The sequence below is a fragment of the Streptococcus dentapri genome (assembly GCF_042649885.1).
Taxonomy (GTDB): Bacteria; Bacillota; Bacilli; order Lactobacillales; family Streptococcaceae; genus Streptococcus; species Streptococcus dentapri.
The window spans coordinates 16,334-35,892 of the sequence record NZ_JBHSAC010000056.1; the positions used below are offsets into that span (position 1 = coordinate 16,334).

Sequence of the window (19,559 nt, forward strand, 5' to 3'; positions counted from 1 at the left end):
TAATACCTCTAAGACAATAATTCAACCTCTATTATAACAGATTTCAGATTTAAATTATAACTAATTTGGAAATATCGTAAATTCAGAAGTTTCCATCTGTTCGATAAAAGTTTGACCAACTTTTTGAATGGTCTCTAAAGTAATCCCCTCTAATATTTTAGGGAAATCAAGGTAGGATTCATTATCGGATTGATAAGAAGCTAATTGAAAAATGAGGTCTTCAATAGAATCTAAACTCCTTATGAAATCCCCATAAAGCTCGCGCTTCAAAAGCTCCAAATGTTCTGATGTAAAATCTGTCGACTTAGTAAAATCTTTTAAAACCTGTCTAACTTGGTTAGCCAACTTTATAGGCTGCTGAGAATCCATACTTAGAATGACAAATTGAAAGCGTCTGGATACTTCTACTTCTATACCAAAAGAATCATCGATCAACTGCCGATCATACCATTTCTGATAACGCCGACTTGTCCAACCGAAAAGCAGTGATAAAAAGAGGCGAAGACAAATCTTTTGCCTCAATAATGACTGTCCTTTAAAACTTGGTAGGCGAAAACCCAATGCCAATTTTGGTTGAACAACATCAAAATTGAGGGATTTTCGCTTGACAACTTTGGTTAATTTCAGGTCATTTTTGTAAACCTTTGTCAATTTTTTTGTAAACCCAGTTTGCGATTTTTCTATTTGTATCAGGACTTCCTCAACATTGAAATCTCCAACAAGAAAAAGAGTCATATTATTGGTTTTATAATAATACTGGTGGTTGTCATATAGCTGTTTTGAAGTGATTCGTGATAGACTATCCTGATCTCCAGCAACATCATCAGATAACTTAGTATTTGGATACAAATTTTTCAAAATCTCATTGTAAAGTCGGTAGTCAGGATCGTCAAGATACATGTCAAGTTCTTGAGCGATAATTTTTTTCTCACGCATAATGGACTCATGGTTAAAGTCAGCAGACATAACAAAACATTGAAGTAGATCTAATGCTTCTTTGTTCCCACCCAGACTAGAAAAATAAAAAGCTGTTTTTTCAAAGCCAGTAAAAGCATTAACATCTGCTGAGTAGCTTGAAAATTTTAAAACAGCATCCTGTCCATCAGACATCTCAAATAATTTATGCTCTAAAAAATGAGCAATTCCTGAAGGAGGATCTTTCACTACCTCCTGATTATCTGTAAAGATAGTGTCAATAGAACCAAACTCAACTTCAAGTAAAGCTGACATTTCTTTAAAATCCGGCTTAGGTAGTAGGTAAATCTTTAATCCATTTTGAAGAGTAGTGGAATACAAACATTCATTTAGATGACAATATTCTATTTCATTGAGCATAATTACTCCCCTTCTAAAAAATAAACAGCTTGTAAACGGCTGGCTTTAGCTAGGCAAATAATATCTGATTTAGTGAGGCTATCTATCGTTTTAATCCAGTCTTCTAGCTTAAACGACTTTCTCTGAATGACCTTACTATTATAAAGTCTCTCTATCAAAACTTTAGGACAATCCTGAACTAACTGTGCATTGCTGATTAAAAGTTGCTTTGTTTGATTCATCAACTGACTCGAAAAACGCCCCAACTTGAAATCATGCCACTGTTTGTTGATTAAGTGTAGTGTTTTTTCTCTATTAGATTTATCTATCCCTGCGTAAATCTGTAGTAAACCTGTGTATCTATCTAATTCGCTTGAAATTGTATAAGCTAAGCCCGCCTTTTCTCTGACTTCCGTAAAAAGGCGGGAATGACCAAAACATCCCAACATACCATTTAAGAGTTGAGCGAGACAAAGATCTCGTTGATAGTTTGCTATTGGTAGATGATAGGCAATTTGCAATACTGATTGACTATTTTGACGATGCTCAATTTCTTCTTTAACAATATTGACAATATTTTGTTGGTGATTGACAAACTTGTAAACCTGCCTCTTTTCAAAAGGAAAGTGATTAAGTTGCTCTATCACAGAATAGCCATCAATATCTCCTAAAACAAAGATATCAATTTGATCTTCTTTAAGCATCTTTTGGAATTCTTGGTAAGCTGTATAAGAATTTTCTTTTTCAATCAACTTTATTTCAGCATACTCAGAAATCTGTAAATCCTCATCTTGATGATAGAGACTGTGAAGTTTCAATCCACTATAATAAAAAGAGTCTTCCTCATCTACTTTTAGATAGGATAATAAATTAGCCTTTTCAATATCAAAAGTTTTTGACTGAAACTGCTCTAAGGAAATCAAAGGTCTGTAAAGAATACCGTAAAGAATATCAAAAACTTCTTCTAAAAGATTTTCTTCTTTTAGTGTAAAATCATCCCTAAGGAAGTCAATGTCGATATCAACAAGATGAGCTTTACCCTTGGTTGACACCTTGGTTGACAACCTTGTTCCATAAAGGCTGGCTAACTTTTGCTGAAATAGTCTATGGGTGGGATAGTCTGCGTTAGCAGTAGCTAACATCTGTGCAGTTAAAACGCGCTTGGCAACTGTTTCCTTACTTTGATTACCAGTAAAACGTAAGGTGATATGATTGGTTTTAAATTTGGCCGTTTTTATGACATGTAGGTTGACACCATCAACAATTTTCATGGAAGGTCCTCTAATTAGTTATTGGCTTAAATTATATCATTTTATGCTATAATATTCTCATTAGAAAGTTGAGGAAACTATGGAATACAAACTCTTTGAAGACTTTATTACTCTGCAAGCTTTACTAAAAGATTTACGTATTATCCAAAGTGGAGGTGCTGTGAAAGCATTCTTATCCGAGAATACTGTACTCTTTAACGGTCAGGATGAAAAGCGTCGCGGAAAAAAACTTCGCCTTGGAGATCAAATTGAACTCCCTAAACAAGATATAAGTATTATTCTTGTCGCACCAAGTTCAGATGAACTCAAACTTCATGTTCAAGAAGAAGTTGAAAAAAAACGAGTAACTGCCATGGTTAAAAAACTCAGTCAAAATAATAAAAAAGAGAAACAAGCTAAAGGTAGAACAGGCAAACGTCCTCCCGTTAAATTCCCAGGTACTTAAGATGTGGTTAGAATCAATTTCATTAAAAAACTTTAGAAATTATTCTGAATTGTCAGCTGAATTTTCTAACGGTCTTAATGTTTTTCTTGGTCAAAATGCTCAGGGAAAAACTAATTTTCTTGAAGCTATTTATTTCTTAGCCCTGACACGAAGCCACAGAACCCGCTCTGACAAGGAACTGATTAATTTTCAGGCAAGTGAGCTGAGAGTCGCTGGGGAATTGAAACGTAGCAGTGGAAAAATTCCTCTTGAAATTATTCTATCTGATAAAGGGCGCATCACTAAAGTTAATTATCTCAAACAAACTAAACTATCTGACTATATTGGACATATGACAGTTGTTTTGTTCGCTCCAGAGGATTTGCAGTTAGTAAAAGGTGCACCAAGTCTACGGCGTAAATTTTTAGATATTGATTTAGGACAAATAAAACCGGTCTATCTATCAGATTTATCCAATTACAATCATGTTCTTAAGCAACGAAACGCTTATCTAAAATCGACTGAAACTATTGATAAAAATTATCTAGCTGTCATTGATGAACAATTAGCTGACTATGGTAGTCGAGTTATTGAACATCGCAGTCAATTTATTCAAGATCTTGAAAAAAATGCTGACAAACACCATCATACGATTTCTAATCAGCTAGAAAACCTCAAAATTACTTATCTATCATCCATCAAATTTCAGGACAGAAATACCATCAAGCAGAATTTTTTAGAACAGTTGGCTAAAAGTTTTAATCGTGATAGGTTAAAAAAGAATACTGGTGTTGGTCCTCATCGTGATGACCTTGCTTTTTTTATCAATGATATGAATGCTACTTTTGGGAGCCAAGGACAGCAGCGCAGTCTCATTCTGTCCTTGAAATTAGCAGAAATCGAGTTAATAAAAACTGCAACAGGAGATTACCCCATCCTCCTCCTTGACGATGTTATGAGCGAACTTGACAATCATCGTCAACTTCGATTGTTAGAAGGAATTAAGGAAAATATCCAAACCTTTATTACAACAACAAGTTTAGACCACCTGTATCAATTTCCTGACAACTTAAAAATTTTTACAATAGAACAGGGAAAGTTAAAGAGCCAATAAATTTTACTGACTTTTTTACTTTATAGGTTTTGATGGATTGACAAGGTTGTAAAGATAATTTCTTTTTTTAAAGCTAGACTTCAAATGAATTAGCCCCAAAAGTTAGATAGAAAAAAGTCTAACTTTTGGGGTGTTTTTTGTAAAGATGCTGTTAACCTGAAGGGCTGATAAGCTGAACAAACACCAGCTTGAAAGATCTAAATCTTATGAGAAGTGCTATACAGACATCGCTGAATTTGCCCTACCAACTGTCAGGAGAAACTCTATCTGTCGCCAATTTTTGAGGGTACACCGGTGAGATTATTGACTTTGCCTTGTCTCACTCGCCTAATCTTTTGCAGGTAAAGAACATGCTTGAAAAGGATTTTCCATCGGAAGACTATCAGAACACTATTCTTAACTGCGACCAAGACTGACAGTATATCAGTGTCATTCTTATCATCAGTTTTTACAATCTAAAAGTTCTAGGGGAATAGCCAATAATGGGATGGGATGATATACTCAAATTCGAGATATTCTATGGCTGCGACAAGGCTTACAAAACACTTGATGAGCTGGAACAAGCTATTACAGATTATTTTTTTGTTACAATAACACATGTATTAAAACAAAAAAGACTTAGCCCTGTCCAATACAGGACTAAATCCTTTCATTAATATTGTCTGTCCAACGTTTTAAAGGGGAGTACAAAATCTAATTTTTCTTTATTATTGCACAGAATAGTTTGGAGCCTCATTAGTAATTTGAACATCATGAGGATGGCTTTCAATTAAACCAGCTCCAGACATTTCAATGAACTGAGATTTATTGTGAAGAGCATCAATGTTTTCAGCTCCAGTATAGCCCATACCTGACTTGATACCTCCAACCAATTGGAAAACAATATCAGAGGCAGTTCCTTTATAAGCTACACGACCTTCAATCCCCTCTGGAACCAATTTGTTAGCCTCATTGACAGATCCTTGGAAATAACGGTCGCTTGACCCTTTCTTCATAGCTGCAACAGATCCCATACCACGATAAGTTTTGAATTTACGACCTTGGAAAATTTCGGTTTCTCCAGGAGCTTCGTCGGTACCTGCCAACATAGAACCAAGCATTACCGCATCTCCACCAGCAGCAAGAGCTTTTACAATGTCACCCGAATATTTAATTCCACCATCTGCAATAATAGTTTTTCCATATTCACGAGCAACACCAGCTGCATCATAGACAGCTGTAATTTGAGGAACACCAACACCGGCTACAACACGTGTTGTACAGATTGATCCCGGTCCGATACCAACTTTAACGACATCTACACCTGCATCATAGAGAGCACGCGCACCTTCTGCAGTCGCAATATTACCTGCAATTAAGGTCTTATCAGGGAAAGTTGAACGAATTTCAGCAATCTTACGAAGAACACCAGCTGAGTGTCCGTGAGCTGTATCAATAACAATAGCATCAGCACCAGCCTCAAAAAGGGCAGCTGCACGCTCAAACGTATCGGAAGTCACCCCAACCGCTGCTGCTACTAAAAGACGACCAAACTCATCTTTGGCAGCATTAGGAAATTCGATAACTTTCTCAATATCCTTAATAGTGATAAGACCTGATAAACAACCAGCACCATCAACTAACGGTAGCTTTTCAATACGGTGCTCTTGTAGGATACTTTCAGCCGTTTTTAAATCTGTCCCAACAGGTGCTGTGACAAGATTTTCACTAGTCATATAGGTCTTGATTGGTTGACTGTAATCTGAAATGAAACGCATATCTCGATTGGTGAGAATCCCGACCAACTTACGATTTTCGAGAGTTTCTACAACCGGCACACCTGAAATGCGATAACGTCCCATCAATTCATCTGCTTCCTTGACTGTATGTTCAGGTGTTAAAAAGAAAGGATCAATGATAACACCATTTTCTGAACGTTTTACCTTACGTACTTCTTCTGCCTGCGCTACAACCGACATATTTTTATGGATAACACCTAGGCCACCAGCACGTGCCATTGCAATAGCCATACCACTTTCGGTGACAGTGTCCATAGCTGCAGTAATAATAGGGATGTTTAATGTCAAATTCTTAGCAAGTTTGGTTTGCATGTTTACTTCATTTGGAAGTACATGACTTTCTGCTGGAATAAGCAAAACATCATCGAAAGTGTAGCCTTTTTTTAAAAATTTAGTGTCCCAATTTGACATTAAATCCATCCTCTTTTCTATAAAGTATTTAGCTTATAAAGCTCATGTTATTAGTATATTATCATATCACGCAAAAAATTTTTGTCAATAAAATATTACTTAAAATTTCACCAATAATAAAACGGATTGGTGTCATTATACACTAATCCGTTTTATTATTAAAAATAGTTAATTCCCATGGCTGATTTAACTTCATCCAAGGTTGTAGCAGCAACCTGTTGCGCTGCTTGACTACCTTTTTCCAACATTTGATAGACCTGTCCCATATCTTTAGCAAATTCTAAACGACGTTCACGAATAGGCCCCAACTCACGCTCAAGGATCTCTAAGAGATAACGTTTGGTCTTAACATCACCCAAGCCACCACGCTGATAATGTTCTTTCATCGCTTGGATTTCAGCCTTATCTTCTTCCTTACCAAAAACATCCAGATAATGGAAGACCATGTTTCCTTCAATTTGGCCTGGATCTTCAAGTTTAATATGATTAGGGTCAGTATACATGCTCATGACTTTTTTTTGTAGGGTATCTGCATCATCAGCAAGATAGATCCCATTCCCCAAAGATTTGGACATTTTCGCGTTTCCATCTAGACCTGGGAGACGACCTGCTTCCTCTCTATCCGGATAGAGACCTTCAGGTTCCACTAAAACATCCGTATTATAAGCATGATTGAAACTACGTACAATTTCACGTGTTTGTTCAATCATGGGTTTTTGATCATTTCCTACAGGGACCAGATTGGCCTTGAAAGCTGTAATGTCAGCTGCTTGAGCAATTGGATAAACCAAAAAGCCAGCTGGAATGGACTCACCAAAACCTTTTTGTGCAATTTCTGTCTTAACAGTAGGATTGCGTTCCAAACGTGCTAGAGAAACCAAGTTCATGTAATACATTGACAACTCAGCCAATTCAGGAATCTGACTCTGAATAAAAATTGTTGATTTTTCAGGATCAAGTCCTGCCGATAGATAGTCCAATGCCACATTACCGACGGACTCCACAATGGTAGCTGGATCTTTAGCGTGGTCAGTCAAAGCTTGCTGATCAGCCAGAAAGACAAACATTTTATATTTATCTTCATTTTGTAAACGCACCCGATTTTGTAGACTTCCAACATAATGACCAATGTGGAGTTTCCCTGTTGGACGATCTCCTGTCAAAATAATAGGTTTTGTCATAAGTTTACCTCTATATGTTTTTTCACTTTCAAATAATTTATTAAATTATATCATAAATCAGTGTCCACAGGGAGCGTTTTTTCAAGGGGGACTAAATGGCTTTATATTGAAAAAAATCCCTATTTCTAGTAGAATGAAAGGACATATTATTAGAGATAAAGAGGTAATTTCATTGCTCACAGTATCAGACATATCACTGCGCTTTAGTGATCGTAAACTTTTTGACGATGTCAATATTAATTTTACAGCTGGGAATACCTACGGCTTGATTGGTGCTAATGGTGCTGGAAAATCAACATTTTTGAAAATTTTAGCCGGTGACATTGAACCAACAACAGGCCATGTATCTTTAGGTCCTGACGAACGTCTATCTGTTCTTAGACAGAATCATTTCGACTATGAAGAAGATCGCGTCATTGACGTTGTCATCATGGGAAATGAAAAACTTTATAAGGTCATGAAGGAAAAAGATGCCATTTATATGAAATCTGATTTTTCTGAAGAAGATGGTGTGCGTGCAGCTGAACTTGAAGGCATATTCGCTGAATTGGGCGGCTGGGAAGCTGAAAGCGAAGCTTCGCAACTCCTACAAAACCTTAATATTCCAGAAGATCTCCATTACCAAAACATGGCGGAATTAGCCAACAGTGACAAAGTCAAGGTTCTCCTCGCTAAAGCTCTTTTTGGCAAACCAGATGTTCTTCTACTTGATGAACCAACCAACGGTCTTGATATCCAATCAATCTCCTGGCTGGAGGATTTCCTCATTGATTTTGAAAACACGGTCATCGTTGTATCCCATGACCGTCACTTTTTAAATAAGGTTTGTACCCATATGGCTGACTTAGACTTTGGTAAAATCAAACTCTATGTTGGTAACTATGATTTTTGGAAAGAATCCTCAGAGTTGGCAGCTCGTTTACAAGCTGATCGCAATGCCAAGGCTGAAGAAAAAATCAAAGAATTGCAAGACTTTGTTGCACGTTTTTCTGCCAATGCCTCAAAGTCAAAACAAGCTACCTCTCGTAAAAAGATGCTTGATAAAATTGAATTGGAAGAAATCGTTCCATCAAGTCGTAAATATCCCTTTATCAACTTTAAGTCAGAGCGTGAAATTGGTAATGATTTGCTCAGTGTGGAAAACTTATCTGTTACTATTGATGGTGAAAAAATTCTTGATAATATCAGTTTTATCCTAAGACCAGGTGATAAGACTGCTCTTATTGGAGAAAATGACATTCAAACCACTGCCCTTATCCGTGCACTCATGGGAGATATTGAGTATGAAGGAACGATAAAATGGGGGGTGACAACTTCTCAATCTTACCTTCCTAAGGACAATTCAAAAGATTTTGCCTCTGAGGAATCTATTCTAGAATGGTTGCGTCAATTTGCTTCCAAAGAGGAAGATGACAATACTTTCTTGCGTGGATTTCTGGGTCGTATGCTCTTCTCTGGTGATGACGTTAACAAATCTGTCAACGTCTTGTCGGGAGGAGAAAAAGTACGCGTGATGTTATCTAAACTTATGCTCCTCAAATCTAATGTCCTTATTCTTGATGATCCAACAAACCACCTCGATTTGGAATCTATTTCTAGTCTTAATGACGGTCTCAAAGATTTTAAAGAATCCATTATCTTTGCTAGCCATGACCATGAATTTATCCAAACATTAGCCAATCATATTGTGGTTATTTCAAAAAATGGTGTTATTGATCGTATTGATGAAACTTACGATGACTTCCTTGAAAACGAAGAGGTTCAGGCTAAGATACAAGAACTTTGGAAATAGGCTACTCGATGTATTCTTAACTGTATAAGATTAAAATAACCAAAGAGTCTGCTGCATTTGTCTCAGACTTTTTTTCACAAACTATTATGAAAAATTTTTTAAAAAAACATCAAACCCATTTTTGCTTTTATGCTTTTGCCTTTTTGACACCAGCCTTAATCATGTTGGTAGTTCTTTGGTCAAAAGATATCTATTGGGGAAGTAAAACAACAATTCTTGCTAGCGATGGTTTTCATCAATATGTGATTTTCGCTACTCAATTTCGCAATATTCTGCATGGCAATGATAGTCTCTTTTACACTTTTACAAGCGGTTTAGGGCTCAATTTCTATGCTCTTATTAGTTATTATTTAGGGTCCTTATTAACACCTTTTTATTACTTTTTTTCCCTAAAATCAATGGCCGATGCCGTTTATCTTTTCACTTTAATTAAATTTGGCTTAATGGGCTTATCTGCTGCTCTTTCTCTAGGTCATATTCATCCAAAGGTACGGAAGTCTTTAATTATCAGTTTATCTACCTCCTATGCACTTATGAGTTTTGCGGTCAGTCAACTGGAAATCAACACCTGGTTAGATGTCTTTATTTTAGTTCCTTTAATTATTCTCGGCTTACACCGTTTATTAGAGTTTCGTAAGTTTTGGCTCTATTATTTAACCCTAAGTCTACTCTTTATCCAAAATTATTATTTTGGATTTATGACAGCCATCTTTTTGGTCCTCTATTTTCTAGCCCAACTTACTCGTGATTTTAAATGGAAACTGGCTTTAAAGAAATTTTTTGACTTTACAATTGTGTCAATTTCATCAGGTTTAACCGCAGCAATAATGCTGTTGCCTTCTTACTTAGACTTATCAACCCATGGGGAAGAATTTTCAAAATTTAATACACTTCTAACCGAAAACTCTTGGTTTTTTGATATTCTTGCTAAAAACTTTGTTGGTTCTTATGATACAACAAAATTCGGTGCTATCCCAATGATATATGTTGGATTATTGCCACTAGTTTTGGCACTCATTTTCTTTACTATTAAAGAAATAAAATATCAAGTCAAATTAGCTTATGCTTTACTACTGATTATCTTTATCGCTAGCTTTTATCTCAACCCACTGGATTTACTGTGGCAGGGTATGCACTCTCCTAATATGTTTCTACATCGCTACGCTTGGCTATTATCCACACTAATTGTTTTTATGGCAGCGGAAAGCTTATCTCATTTGAAAAAGTTTCACGTGGAACTTCTAATTTTTTGTTTTGGTCTGTTAGCCACTGGTTTTATCATTACCTTTATTTACACCAACCACTACGATTTCCTGAAACCTATCAATCTTATTTTAACACTATCCTTCCTTCTAGCTTATTTCGTAATTTTCCTATCTTTCAGAAAAAACCAGCTCAGTAAATCCGCCTTCATTATTTTTACCCTCATTTTTTCAATCTTTGAATTAGGTCTCAACTCTTATTATCAAGTGACCAGTTTAGATAATGAGTGGGTCTTTCCATCTCGTGAAGGTTATCAACGTGATCAGATTGATATCACAAAATTAGTTGACTATGCTAAAGCCCACAATAAAACATTCTTCCGTACTGAGCAAATGCTCCCTCAAACAGGAAATGACAGTATGAAATATAATTATAACGGCATTTCCCAGTTTTCATCTATTCGTAATACAGCATCAAGTAGTATGCTAGATCGTCTGGGCTTCCAATCAACAGGAACAAATTTGAATCTACGTTATCAAAATAATACGATTATTGCTGACAGCCTTTTCGGCCTTGCCTATAATATTTCAAACGAGGATATTGGTAAGTATGGCTTTGAGCAGGTTGATACAGCTAATCTTTTGTCACTCTATCACAATTCAAACGCGAGTCAGTTAGCTATTCTCACTGATGAAGTTTACAAAGATGTTAACTTTACTGTCAACACTCTTGACAACCAAACTGCCCTACTAAACAATTTAGCTGGTCTTCACCAACAATACTTTACAAAATTGTCAAGTTATAGCAACAATAACCTTGATACCATAAATAATAGAATGACTCTCAACACCTCTAACAATACAAACAATACTGTTTCTTATCCTGTCAAAGTCCCAGCCAATCAGCAGGTTTATATGAGTGTGCCAGATCTTTCACTAAATGATGGTGCTTCATCCAATATTATGGTAATCGCAGATCACAAAACCTACAATTATACTACTGACAATGCCTACAGTCTTTTTAATTTAGGATACTTTGACAAAGACACCACTGCCTCTGTAACTCTAACTTTTCCTGAAAACAATCAAGTTTCTTTTGATAGACCAACCTTTTATGGTCTAAATACTGAAGCCTATCAAAAAGCAATGGATGTTATTAACAATAAAAAAGTAACAGTTACAACAAGACACAATAAGGTCACAGCTAATTATTCTGCTGAAAAAGATGGCTCCCTTTTCTTTACCATCCCTTATGATAAGGGTTGGAAGGCTAGTGTCAACGGGGAAAAAGTCAAAATTCGTAAAGGACAAAAAGGGTTCTTAGTTGTTGATGTTCCAGCAGGAAAAGGAACTGTCCAATTAGATTTTGTTCCTAAAGGTTTTAAAGTTGCTAGCCTAATATCACTTAGTGGCTTACTCCTCTTTGTCTCTTACACCTATTCTTGTCATCATCTTTTCAAAAAGAAATAAAAGCTTCTAAAGTTTAACTTTGGAAGCTTTCTTTCTGTGCAAAAATAAAGGCTGCTTTCGCAACCTTTTGTCTTATCATAGTCCGTACGGGATTCGAACCCGTGTTACCGCCGTGAAAAGGCGGTGTCTTAACCCCTTGACCAACGGACCAAGTAGATGCTTTTTTGCAGTACTTTTACTATTATAGCAGATAATTTTATTTTGTCTATAATATTTTTAATTTTTTTAAGCTAACCTCATAAGTTACCATATATTGACAGTCATAAACTTATTTTGATAGAATAGAGAAAATTGTGGTTCCATAGCTCAGCTGGATAGAGCATTCGCCTTCTAAGCGAACGGTCGCAGGTTCGAATCCTGCTGGAATCATTACCACTCGACTATTCAACTAGTCGAGTTTTTTATTTGTGATAAGGGCTCCCCTCCTGAATCATAAAAGCTCGATAAACTTGTTCTACCAAAACAAGGCGCATTAGCTGATGAGGAAGGGTCAGTTTACCAAAACTCATCAAAAAATGGGCACGTTGTTTGACTTGGGGAGCCAATCCAAGACTGCCTCCAATGATGAAAGTTATATCGGAAAAACCTCTTAGGATAGTTTCCTCTATTTTTTTAGAAAATTCTTCTGAGGACCATTCTTGTCCTTCAATGGCAAGCGCAATAACAAAATCACGATCGGCTATTTTAGCCATTATACGATTGGCTTCTTTTTCCAGAATTTGCTGATTCTCTGCCTGACTAGCATTGTTTGGTGTTTTTTCATCAACTAGTTCAATCAATTCAAATTTAGTAAAGCGACCCAGTCTTTTGACATATTCCTCAATACCTATTTTAAGATATTTTTCTTTGAGTTTTCCTACTACAATAAGTTTTATTTTCATAGAATGATTATACCACATCCTACTATTTGATTTTTATTCACAAAGATTCATTTCCTTATTTCCTTGATTTAATAAGGTTTTGCTAACAATTTCAGCAAGTAATCCACAACCTGTGGATTACTTGCATTTTCCTTATCTTTAAGGTATAGTTAAGTGGTGTTTTATAATATAAGAAAAATTTTTTAGGAGGATCGACTATTGAAAAAGAAAAAATCTGTACCTTGGAAAAAATTATTTGTGCCCATTTTAGTTGTTTTAGCTGGATTTTTAGGTGGTCTGGTTGCGACTTTTATCGTCTTAAAAGCTAGTGGTATCACTACCACTGAAGGTAAAACAACTGTCAGTAATGTAAAATACAATAACTCTTCTGATGTCACAAAAGCTGTTGATAAGGTAAAAGACTCAGTAGTAACTGTTCTAAATTATCAAGAGATTTCTGATTCTCAAATTCCTGAAGGCGCTGATGTTGAAAAGGATGAAGATGGCCTTGTTCAGTATGCAAGCGGTTCAGGCGTTATCTACCAAAAAGATAAAGATAGTGATGAAGTTTACATTGTTACTAATGCCCATGTTGTTGAAGGGGCCAAAAAAGTAAGCATCATGACAAATAAAGTTAAAGAGGCAAAAGATGCGATCAAAGGAGAGGTTGTTGGTTCAGACACCTATTCCGATTTAGCTGTTATCAAGATTAAATCTAAAGATATCTCCACGGTAGCTGAATTTGCAGATTCCTCTTCCGTTAAAGTTGGAGAAGCTGCTATTGCCATTGGTAGTCCTTTTGACACTAGTTTTGCTAATACCGTAACAGAAGGTATTGTTTCTGGACTGGACCGTACTGTTACCCTAGCAGCAGAAGATGGTTCTACTATTCAAACAAAGGCTATTCAAACCGATGCAGCCATTAACCCTGGTAACTCTGGTGGTGCTCTTATCAACATTGAGGGACAGGTTATAGGAATTAGCTCAAGTAAAATTTCTATGGAAGGGTTTGAAGGTATGGGCTTCGCTATTCCAACCAACGATGCCGTCACTATTATTAACCAACTAGTCGAAGATGGTAAGGTTGTTCGTCCTGCTCTTGGTATTACTATGGGAGATTTAAGTAGTGCTAGCGAGTCTGTACGCTCTAATGTAGATGTTCCTGACAATATTACTAAGGGGGTAGTAGTTGGATCAGTTCAGTCAGATATGCCATCTGATGGTAAATTAGAAGAATATGATGTTATTACAGCTATTGATGATAAAGAAGTCGGTTCAGTTGCAGAACTCCAAGAAGAACTTTACAAACATGAAATTGGCGACACAGTCAAAATCACTTTCTACCGTGATGGTAATAAGAAAACTGAAAATATTAAATTATCAAAAACTAGTGAACTTGAATCTTAATGGCTGATAATTTCGTTATCAAAAGTATGCTATTACGAATATTTGTAAACCTATCAAAACGAGACTGGACTTTTTGTCCCAGTCTCATTTTTTAAGAGGAAAATTATGGCAGAAGAATTAAAACAAATAAGACTAAAAGATATCTCACCTAACCCTTTTCAACCTCGATTAACTTTTAAAGAAGAAGAGTTGGAAGAGTTAGCAAAATCTATCAAAGAAAATGGACTTATTCAACCTATTATTGTCCGAAAATCACAAGTATTTGGTTATGAACTCATTGCAGGTGAAAGACGTTTTAGAGCTAGTCAATTAGCGAATTTGAAAACCATCCCAGCTATCGTTAAAGATTTATCTGATAAAGATAGCCGCATTCAAGCCATTATTGAAAACTTACAACGTTCTGACCTCAATCCTATTGAAGAAGCACAGGCTTATCAAAAATTGATTGAAACCAGTCAGATGACCCACGAAGAAATTGCTCAATATATGGGAAAATCTCGTCCTTATATCACCAATTTTTTACGATTACTGAATTTATCCGAAAACATTCAAGCTGCTTTAGAAGATGGTAGTCTATCCTCAGGGCATGCCAGACTCCTATTAGGTTTAAGTGAGACAGAGCAAGAAAATTGGCTAGCCACCATTAAAGACCAAAAACTATCTGTTAGAGAATTAGAAAAGCTATTATCTCCTAAAAATAAACCTCAAACAACAAAAAAAACAAAAGACATTTTTAAAAAGAATCTTGAACAGGAATTAACACAATTTTTAGGAACTCCTGTCAGTATTTCAATGGCTAAAAACCAAACAGGAAAACTATCTATTCATTTTTCTTCTCAGGAAGATTTAAACAGAATTGTCAACAAGCTAAAATAGGATGTGAATTTTATCTACTTCAAAACCTATCTTTCCACATAAAAAATACTCAAATATCCTTAATTTATTGGGGAAAATATCAAATCCACAACTTGTGGAAAACTTTATTCAACAATGTGTATCTTTTTATTCACACCTGTGGAAAACTTTATTTTTTTATGTTAGAATACAGTATAATATAGATTTAGGAGAAAACTATGACAGAAAATGAACAGATTTTTTGGAATAGGGTGCTAGAATTAGCACAAGATCATCTTACACAAGCAACTTTTGAGTTTTTTGTTCTTGATGCTCAGCTAATAAAAGTTGAAAATAATATTGCCTTCATCTATATTGATAGGATGAAGGAGCTTTTTTGGGAGAAAAACCTCCAGCAAGTGATTATCACTGCTGGCTTTGAAATTTTTAATAGCCAAATTAACGCTCAATATGTTTTTGAAAGTGCTGAGATAAATAATGTGACTGCTAATAATAGCACTCAACAAATAAATAGTTTTGCGCAACAAAATCCAACTTCAAAAGAGCCATTACCTACTGTCCAATCCAATCTGAATCCAAAATATCAATTTGATAATTTTATTCAAGGAGATGAAAATAAATGGGCTAAAGCAGCTTCTATCGCTGTTGCTAATAGTCCAGGTACAACCTATAACCCTCTCTTTATTTGGGGAGGGCCTGGTCTTGGAAAAACCCACTTATTAAATGCTATCGGCAATACCGTATTAGAAAACAATCCAAATGCGCGTGTTCGTTATATTACGACTGAAAATTTCATTAATGAGTTTGTTACTCATATTCGACTGGAATCCATGGAAGAACTCAAAGAAAATTTTCGTAATTTAGACGTCTTATTGATTGATGATATTCAATCACTAGCTAAAAAAACCTTGGAGGGAACACAAGAGGAATTCTTTAACACCTTCAATGCTTTACATGCTAATAATAAGCAGATTGTCTTAACGAGTGATCGAACACCTGATCATCTTAACAATTTAGAAGAACGTCTGGTTACCAGATTTAAATGGGGCCTAACTGTTGATATCACACCACCAGATTATGAAACACGAATCGCCATCTTAACAAATAAGATTCTCGAGCAAGGTTATCCTTACACCTTCTCTCAGGATACAATCGAATATTTAGCTGGTCAATTTGATTCTAACGTTCGTGATCTTGAAGGAGCTCTTAAAGACATCAATTTAGTTGCAACCTTTAAACAGGCCAATGTTATCACTGTTGATCTAGCAGCTGAAGCTATCCGGGCTCGTAAGCAGGATGCTCCTGTTATTAATATTATCTCTATTGAAGAAATTCAAACACAGGTTGGCAAGTTTTACGGGGTAACAACTAAAGAAATCAAGTCAACTAAGCGTAATCAGGATATTGTTTTAGCAAGACAAGTGGCTATGTATCTAGCGCGTGAAATGACAGACAATAGTCTTCCTAAAATCGGTAAAGAATTCGGTGGTCGTGATCATTCTACAGTCCTCCATGCTTACAATAAAATTAAAAACATTATCGCTCAGGACGACAGCTTACGAATTGAAATTGAAACAATAAAAAATAAGATAAAATAAACTGTGGAAGACTGGCTGATTTTTGTCACGATTATCCACATGATATTTCACAGGACTTTTTCTTATTAAACCTAGCTTTCCTTACTTTTTCCACGTTATACACAAGGCCTACTACTACTACTAAACTAATATTTATTATATAAAGGAGTCCTTATGATTAATTTTTCTATCAATAAAAATTTTTTCCTACATGCTTTAAATGCTACTAAACGCGCTATCAGTAATAAAAATGCTATTCCAATTTTATCTAGCATAAAAATTGAAATTAGCAACTCAGGTATTACTTTAACTGGTTCTAATGGGCAAATCTCTATTGAAAATTTCATTGCTACCAATAATGAAAATGCAGGTCTCTTAGTAACAGAAACAGGCAGTATCTTATTGGAAGCCAACTTTTTCATCAATGTTGTTTCAAGTCTTCCTGATATTAGTCTTGACTTCAAAGAAATTGAACATCATCAGGTTTTATTAACTAGTGGAAAATCAGAAATCACTCTTAAGGGAAAAGATATTGAGCAATATCCTCGTTTACAAGAAGTTTCAACAAGTAATCCTTTAATTTTTGATACTAAATTATTAAAGACATTGATTTCAGAAACAGCTTTTGCAGCAAGTACACAAGAAAGCCGTCCTATTTTAACAGGAGTCCATCTTGTTCTTACTGACTACCAAAACTTCAAAGCTGTTGCTACAGATTCTCATCGTATGAGCCAGCGTCAAGTCAAATTAGATAATTCTAATTCTGGGGATAACTTTGATGTCGTTCTACCAAGTCGTTCTCTTCGTGAACTTTCAGCAGTTTTTACAGATGATATTGAGACAGTAGAAATTTTCCTTTCTAACAGTCAGGTTCTTTTTAGAAGTGAAAATCTAAGTTTTTACGCTCGTATGTTAGAAGGTGCTTACCCAGATACTGATCGTTTGTTGGTTAATGATTTTGAGACAGAAATTTTATTTGATACTAATAATCTCCGATCAGCTATGGAACGCGCTCATTTGATATCTAACGCTACTCAGAATGGGACAGTAAAATTAGAAATTATTAATCAAGCCGTTTCAGCTCATGTCAATTCACCAGAAGTTGGTAAGGTGAATGAAGAAATTGATACACTTGAAGCCAGTGGTAGTGATTTAACGATTAGCTTTAATCCAACTTATCTGATCGAAGCGCTGAAGGCCTTGAAGAGTAAAACTGTACGCATCAGATTTATTTCAGCGATACGACCATTTACTCTAACTCCAGGAGATGATAATGAAAACTTTATCCAACTGATTACTCCAGTTCGCACAAATTAAACAAATAATTTTTAAGGATAATTTAAGTGGTAGATATTATACTGTAGCTAATCCTAAATAAACTTTTCTTTTTCATAATCTCCTGAAAGAGTCCAACCTTGAGTTGGGCTCTTTCTTTTGCAGCGTCAGTATTAAAAATTTGTTTATAATAAACTCAGATATTAACAAGGAGGAATCTATGTACCAAGTTGGATCATTAGTGGAAATGAAAAAGCCTCATGCCTGCACAATTAAAGAAACCGGTAAAAAGGCTAATAAATGGGAAGTAGTGCGTGTCGGAGCGGACATAAAAATTCGCTGTACGAATTGTGAACATGTGGTTATGATGAGCCGTCATGATTTTGAGAGAAAATTTAAGAAAGTGTTGAATTAGAAAAGCTTGTTTAATGACAAGCTTTTTTGTTATAATAAATACGATTGAATAAATTTTACGGAGAAACAAATATGGCTTTAACAGCAGGTATTGTTGGTTTGCCCAACGTTGGTAAATCAACTCTTTTTAATGCAATTACAAAAGCAGGGGCAGAATCTGCCAATTATCCCTTTGCTACTATTGATCCAAATGTTGGTATGGTAGAGGTGCCTGATGAGCGTTTGACCAAATTAACAGAACTGATTACTCCTAAAAAAACAGTACCTACAACTTTTGAATTTACCGATATTGCTGGTATTGTAAAAGGAGCTTCAAAAGGTGAAGGTCTGGGGAATAAATTTTTAGCTAACATCCGTGAGGTTGATGCTATTGTCCATGTTGTACGTGCTTTTGATGATGAAAATGTTATGCGTGAACAAGGACGAGAAGATGATTTTGTAGATCCTGTTGCAGATATTGATACAATCAATTTAGAATTGATTGTAGCTGATCTTGAATCTGTTAATAAGCGTTATGTACGTGTGGAAAAAATTGCCCGTACACAAAAAGACAAGGATTCGGTAGCTGAACTTAAGGTGCTTGAAAAAATTAAACCAGTCCTTGAAGATGGAAAATCTGCTCGAACAATTTCCTTTACTGATGAAGAAGAAAAAGTAGTTAAACAGCTATTTTTATTGACAACCAAACCAGTTCTTTATGTTGCTAATGTGGATGAAGATAGGGTAGTCAATCCAGATGAAATTGATTACGTTAAGCAAATCCGTGATTTTGCAGCTACCGAAAATGCTGAGGTTGTTGTCATCTCAGCGCGTGTAGAAGAGGAGATTTCCGATTTAGATGAAGAAGATAAGAACCTCTTTTTAGAAGATCTTGGGTTGACAGAATCTGGTGTGAATAAGTTGACACGCGCAGCCTATCATTTACTTGGTCTAGGTACCTACTTTACAGCTGGTGAAAAAGAAGTTCGTGCTTGGACTTTCAAGCGTGGAATCAAGGCTCCACAGGCGGCTGGTATCATCCATTCGGACTTTGAAAAAGGTTTTATTCGTGCTGTTACTATGTCTTATGATGACTTAATTAAATACGGTTCTGAGAAATCTGTCAAAGAAGCTGGTCGCTTACGTGAAGAAGGAAAAGATTATGTTGTTCAAGATGGTGACATTATAGAATTCCGTTTCAACGTATAATTAACTTAAAATGACAAGAGAGGTTG

At 35.7% G+C, this 19,559-nt stretch carries 16 protein-coding genes and 2 tRNA genes; 12 read left to right on the forward strand and 6 right to left on the reverse strand.

Going from position 1 to position 19,559, the window contains the following annotated elements; all coding sequences use genetic code 11:
* Nucleotides 1–60: 60 nt before the first annotated feature.
* Together yfmH and yfmF are read right to left on the reverse strand one after the other, a co-directional pair.
* Nucleotides 61–1,335: an EF-P 5-aminopentanol modification-associated protein YfmH gene (gene yfmH / locus ACFOSE_RS06875; RefSeq protein ID WP_380431940.1), complete on the reverse strand. Its 1,275-nt coding sequence runs from the start codon at nucleotides 1,333–1,335 to the stop codon at nucleotides 61–63.
* A 2-nt stretch (nucleotides 1,336–1,337) separates the two neighbouring features.
* Nucleotides 1,338–2,585, reverse strand: coding sequence for an EF-P 5-aminopentanol modification-associated protein YfmF (gene yfmF, locus ACFOSE_RS06880; RefSeq protein ID WP_380431941.1), 1,248 nt, complete (start codon nucleotides 2,583–2,585; stop codon nucleotides 1,338–1,340).
* Between the two features lie 79 nt (nucleotides 2,586–2,664).
* On the opposite strand from yfmF, the gene yaaA reads away from it, so the two are divergent.
* From yaaA to ACFOSE_RS06895, 3 genes are all read left to right on the forward strand, one after another.
* Entirely contained in the window at nucleotides 2,665–3,030 is a 366-nt protein-coding gene (yaaA, locus tag ACFOSE_RS06885) for a S4 domain-containing protein YaaA (RefSeq protein WP_380431942.1), read from the forward strand.
* A gap of 1 nt (nucleotide 3,031) precedes the next feature.
* Complete coding sequence (gene recF, locus ACFOSE_RS06890; protein WP_380431944.1) at nucleotides 3,032–4,123, forward strand: DNA replication/repair protein RecF; 1,092 nt, start codon at nucleotides 3,032–3,034, stop codon at nucleotides 4,121–4,123.
* A 482-nt stretch (nucleotides 4,124–4,605) separates the two neighbouring features.
* Nucleotides 4,606–4,779 carry an IS3 family transposase gene (locus tag ACFOSE_RS06895; RefSeq protein ID WP_380431946.1) on the forward strand — a complete coding sequence of 58 codons (174 nt, stop codon included), beginning with the start codon at nucleotides 4,606–4,608 and terminating at the stop codon, nucleotides 4,777–4,779.
* Nucleotides 4,780–4,830: 51 nt separating this feature from the next.
* On the opposite strand, the gene guaB is transcribed toward ACFOSE_RS06895, so the two are convergent.
* Nucleotides 4,831–6,312 (reverse strand): IMP dehydrogenase, encoded by a 1,482-nt coding sequence (guaB, locus tag ACFOSE_RS06900; protein ID WP_380431947.1) that lies wholly within the window; start codon nucleotides 6,310–6,312, stop codon nucleotides 4,831–4,833.
* Between the two features lie 158 nt (nucleotides 6,313–6,470).
* A complete protein-coding gene (trpS, locus tag ACFOSE_RS06905) occupies nucleotides 6,471–7,493 on the reverse strand; it encodes a tryptophan--tRNA ligase (protein WP_380431949.1) in 1,023 nt (340 codons plus the stop codon).
* A 172-nt stretch (nucleotides 7,494–7,665) separates the two neighbouring features.
* On the opposite strand from trpS, the gene ACFOSE_RS06910 reads away from it, so the two are divergent.
* Both ACFOSE_RS06910 and ACFOSE_RS06915 read left to right on the forward strand, forming a co-directional pair.
* Entirely contained in the window at nucleotides 7,666–9,285 is a 1,620-nt protein-coding gene (locus ACFOSE_RS06910; RefSeq protein ID WP_380431951.1) for an ATP-binding cassette domain-containing protein, read from the forward strand.
* Nucleotides 9,286–9,371: 86 nt separating this feature from the next.
* Nucleotides 9,372–11,957 carry a YfhO family protein gene (locus ACFOSE_RS06915; RefSeq protein WP_380431952.1) on the forward strand — a complete coding sequence of 862 codons (2,586 nt, stop codon included), beginning with the start codon at nucleotides 9,372–9,374 and terminating at the stop codon, nucleotides 11,955–11,957.
* A gap of 78 nt (nucleotides 11,958–12,035) precedes the next feature.
* Here the strand turns inward: ACFOSE_RS06915 and ACFOSE_RS06920 are convergent.
* A tRNA-Glu gene (locus ACFOSE_RS06920) sits at nucleotides 12,036–12,107 on the reverse strand.
* Between the two features lie 145 nt (nucleotides 12,108–12,252).
* Between ACFOSE_RS06920 and ACFOSE_RS06925 the strand changes: the two genes are divergently transcribed.
* Nucleotides 12,253–12,326: transfer RNA gene (locus ACFOSE_RS06925), tRNA-Arg, on the forward strand.
* A 32-nt stretch (nucleotides 12,327–12,358) separates the two neighbouring features.
* Here ACFOSE_RS06925 and rlmH read toward each other — a convergent pair.
* The gene (gene rlmH / locus ACFOSE_RS06930; RefSeq protein WP_380431953.1) at nucleotides 12,359–12,838 is read right to left on the reverse strand and encodes a 23S rRNA (pseudouridine(1915)-N(3))-methyltransferase RlmH; all 480 of its coding nucleotides are present in this window, start codon (nucleotides 12,836–12,838) and stop codon (nucleotides 12,359–12,361) included.
* A gap of 198 nt (nucleotides 12,839–13,036) precedes the next feature.
* Here rlmH and ACFOSE_RS06935 point away from each other — a divergent pair, with 198 nt between their 5' ends.
* From ACFOSE_RS06935 to ychF, 6 genes are all read left to right on the forward strand, one after another.
* Nucleotides 13,037–14,224, forward strand: coding sequence for a S1C family serine protease (locus ACFOSE_RS06935; RefSeq protein WP_380431954.1), 1,188 nt, complete (start codon nucleotides 13,037–13,039; stop codon nucleotides 14,222–14,224).
* A gap of 105 nt (nucleotides 14,225–14,329) precedes the next feature.
* Nucleotides 14,330–15,100: a ParB/RepB/Spo0J family partition protein gene (locus tag ACFOSE_RS06940; RefSeq protein ID WP_380431955.1), complete on the forward strand. Its 771-nt coding sequence runs from the start codon at nucleotides 14,330–14,332 to the stop codon at nucleotides 15,098–15,100.
* A gap of 197 nt (nucleotides 15,101–15,297) precedes the next feature.
* A complete protein-coding gene (dnaA, locus tag ACFOSE_RS06945) occupies nucleotides 15,298–16,677 on the forward strand; it encodes a chromosomal replication initiator protein DnaA (RefSeq protein WP_380431956.1) in 1,380 nt (459 codons plus the stop codon).
* Between the two features lie 153 nt (nucleotides 16,678–16,830).
* Nucleotides 16,831–17,973, forward strand: a complete 1,143-nt coding sequence (gene dnaN / locus ACFOSE_RS06950; protein ID WP_380431958.1) for a DNA polymerase III subunit beta — start codon at nucleotides 16,831–16,833, stop codon at nucleotides 17,971–17,973.
* A 178-nt stretch (nucleotides 17,974–18,151) separates the two neighbouring features.
* A complete protein-coding gene (locus ACFOSE_RS06955; RefSeq protein ID WP_380431959.1) occupies nucleotides 18,152–18,346 on the forward strand; it encodes a DUF951 domain-containing protein in 195 nt (64 codons plus the stop codon).
* Nucleotides 18,347–18,417: 71 nt separating this feature from the next.
* A complete protein-coding gene (gene ychF / locus ACFOSE_RS06960; RefSeq protein ID WP_380431961.1) occupies nucleotides 18,418–19,533 on the forward strand; it encodes a redox-regulated ATPase YchF in 1,116 nt (371 codons plus the stop codon).
* Nucleotides 19,534–19,559: the final 26 nt, after the last annotated feature.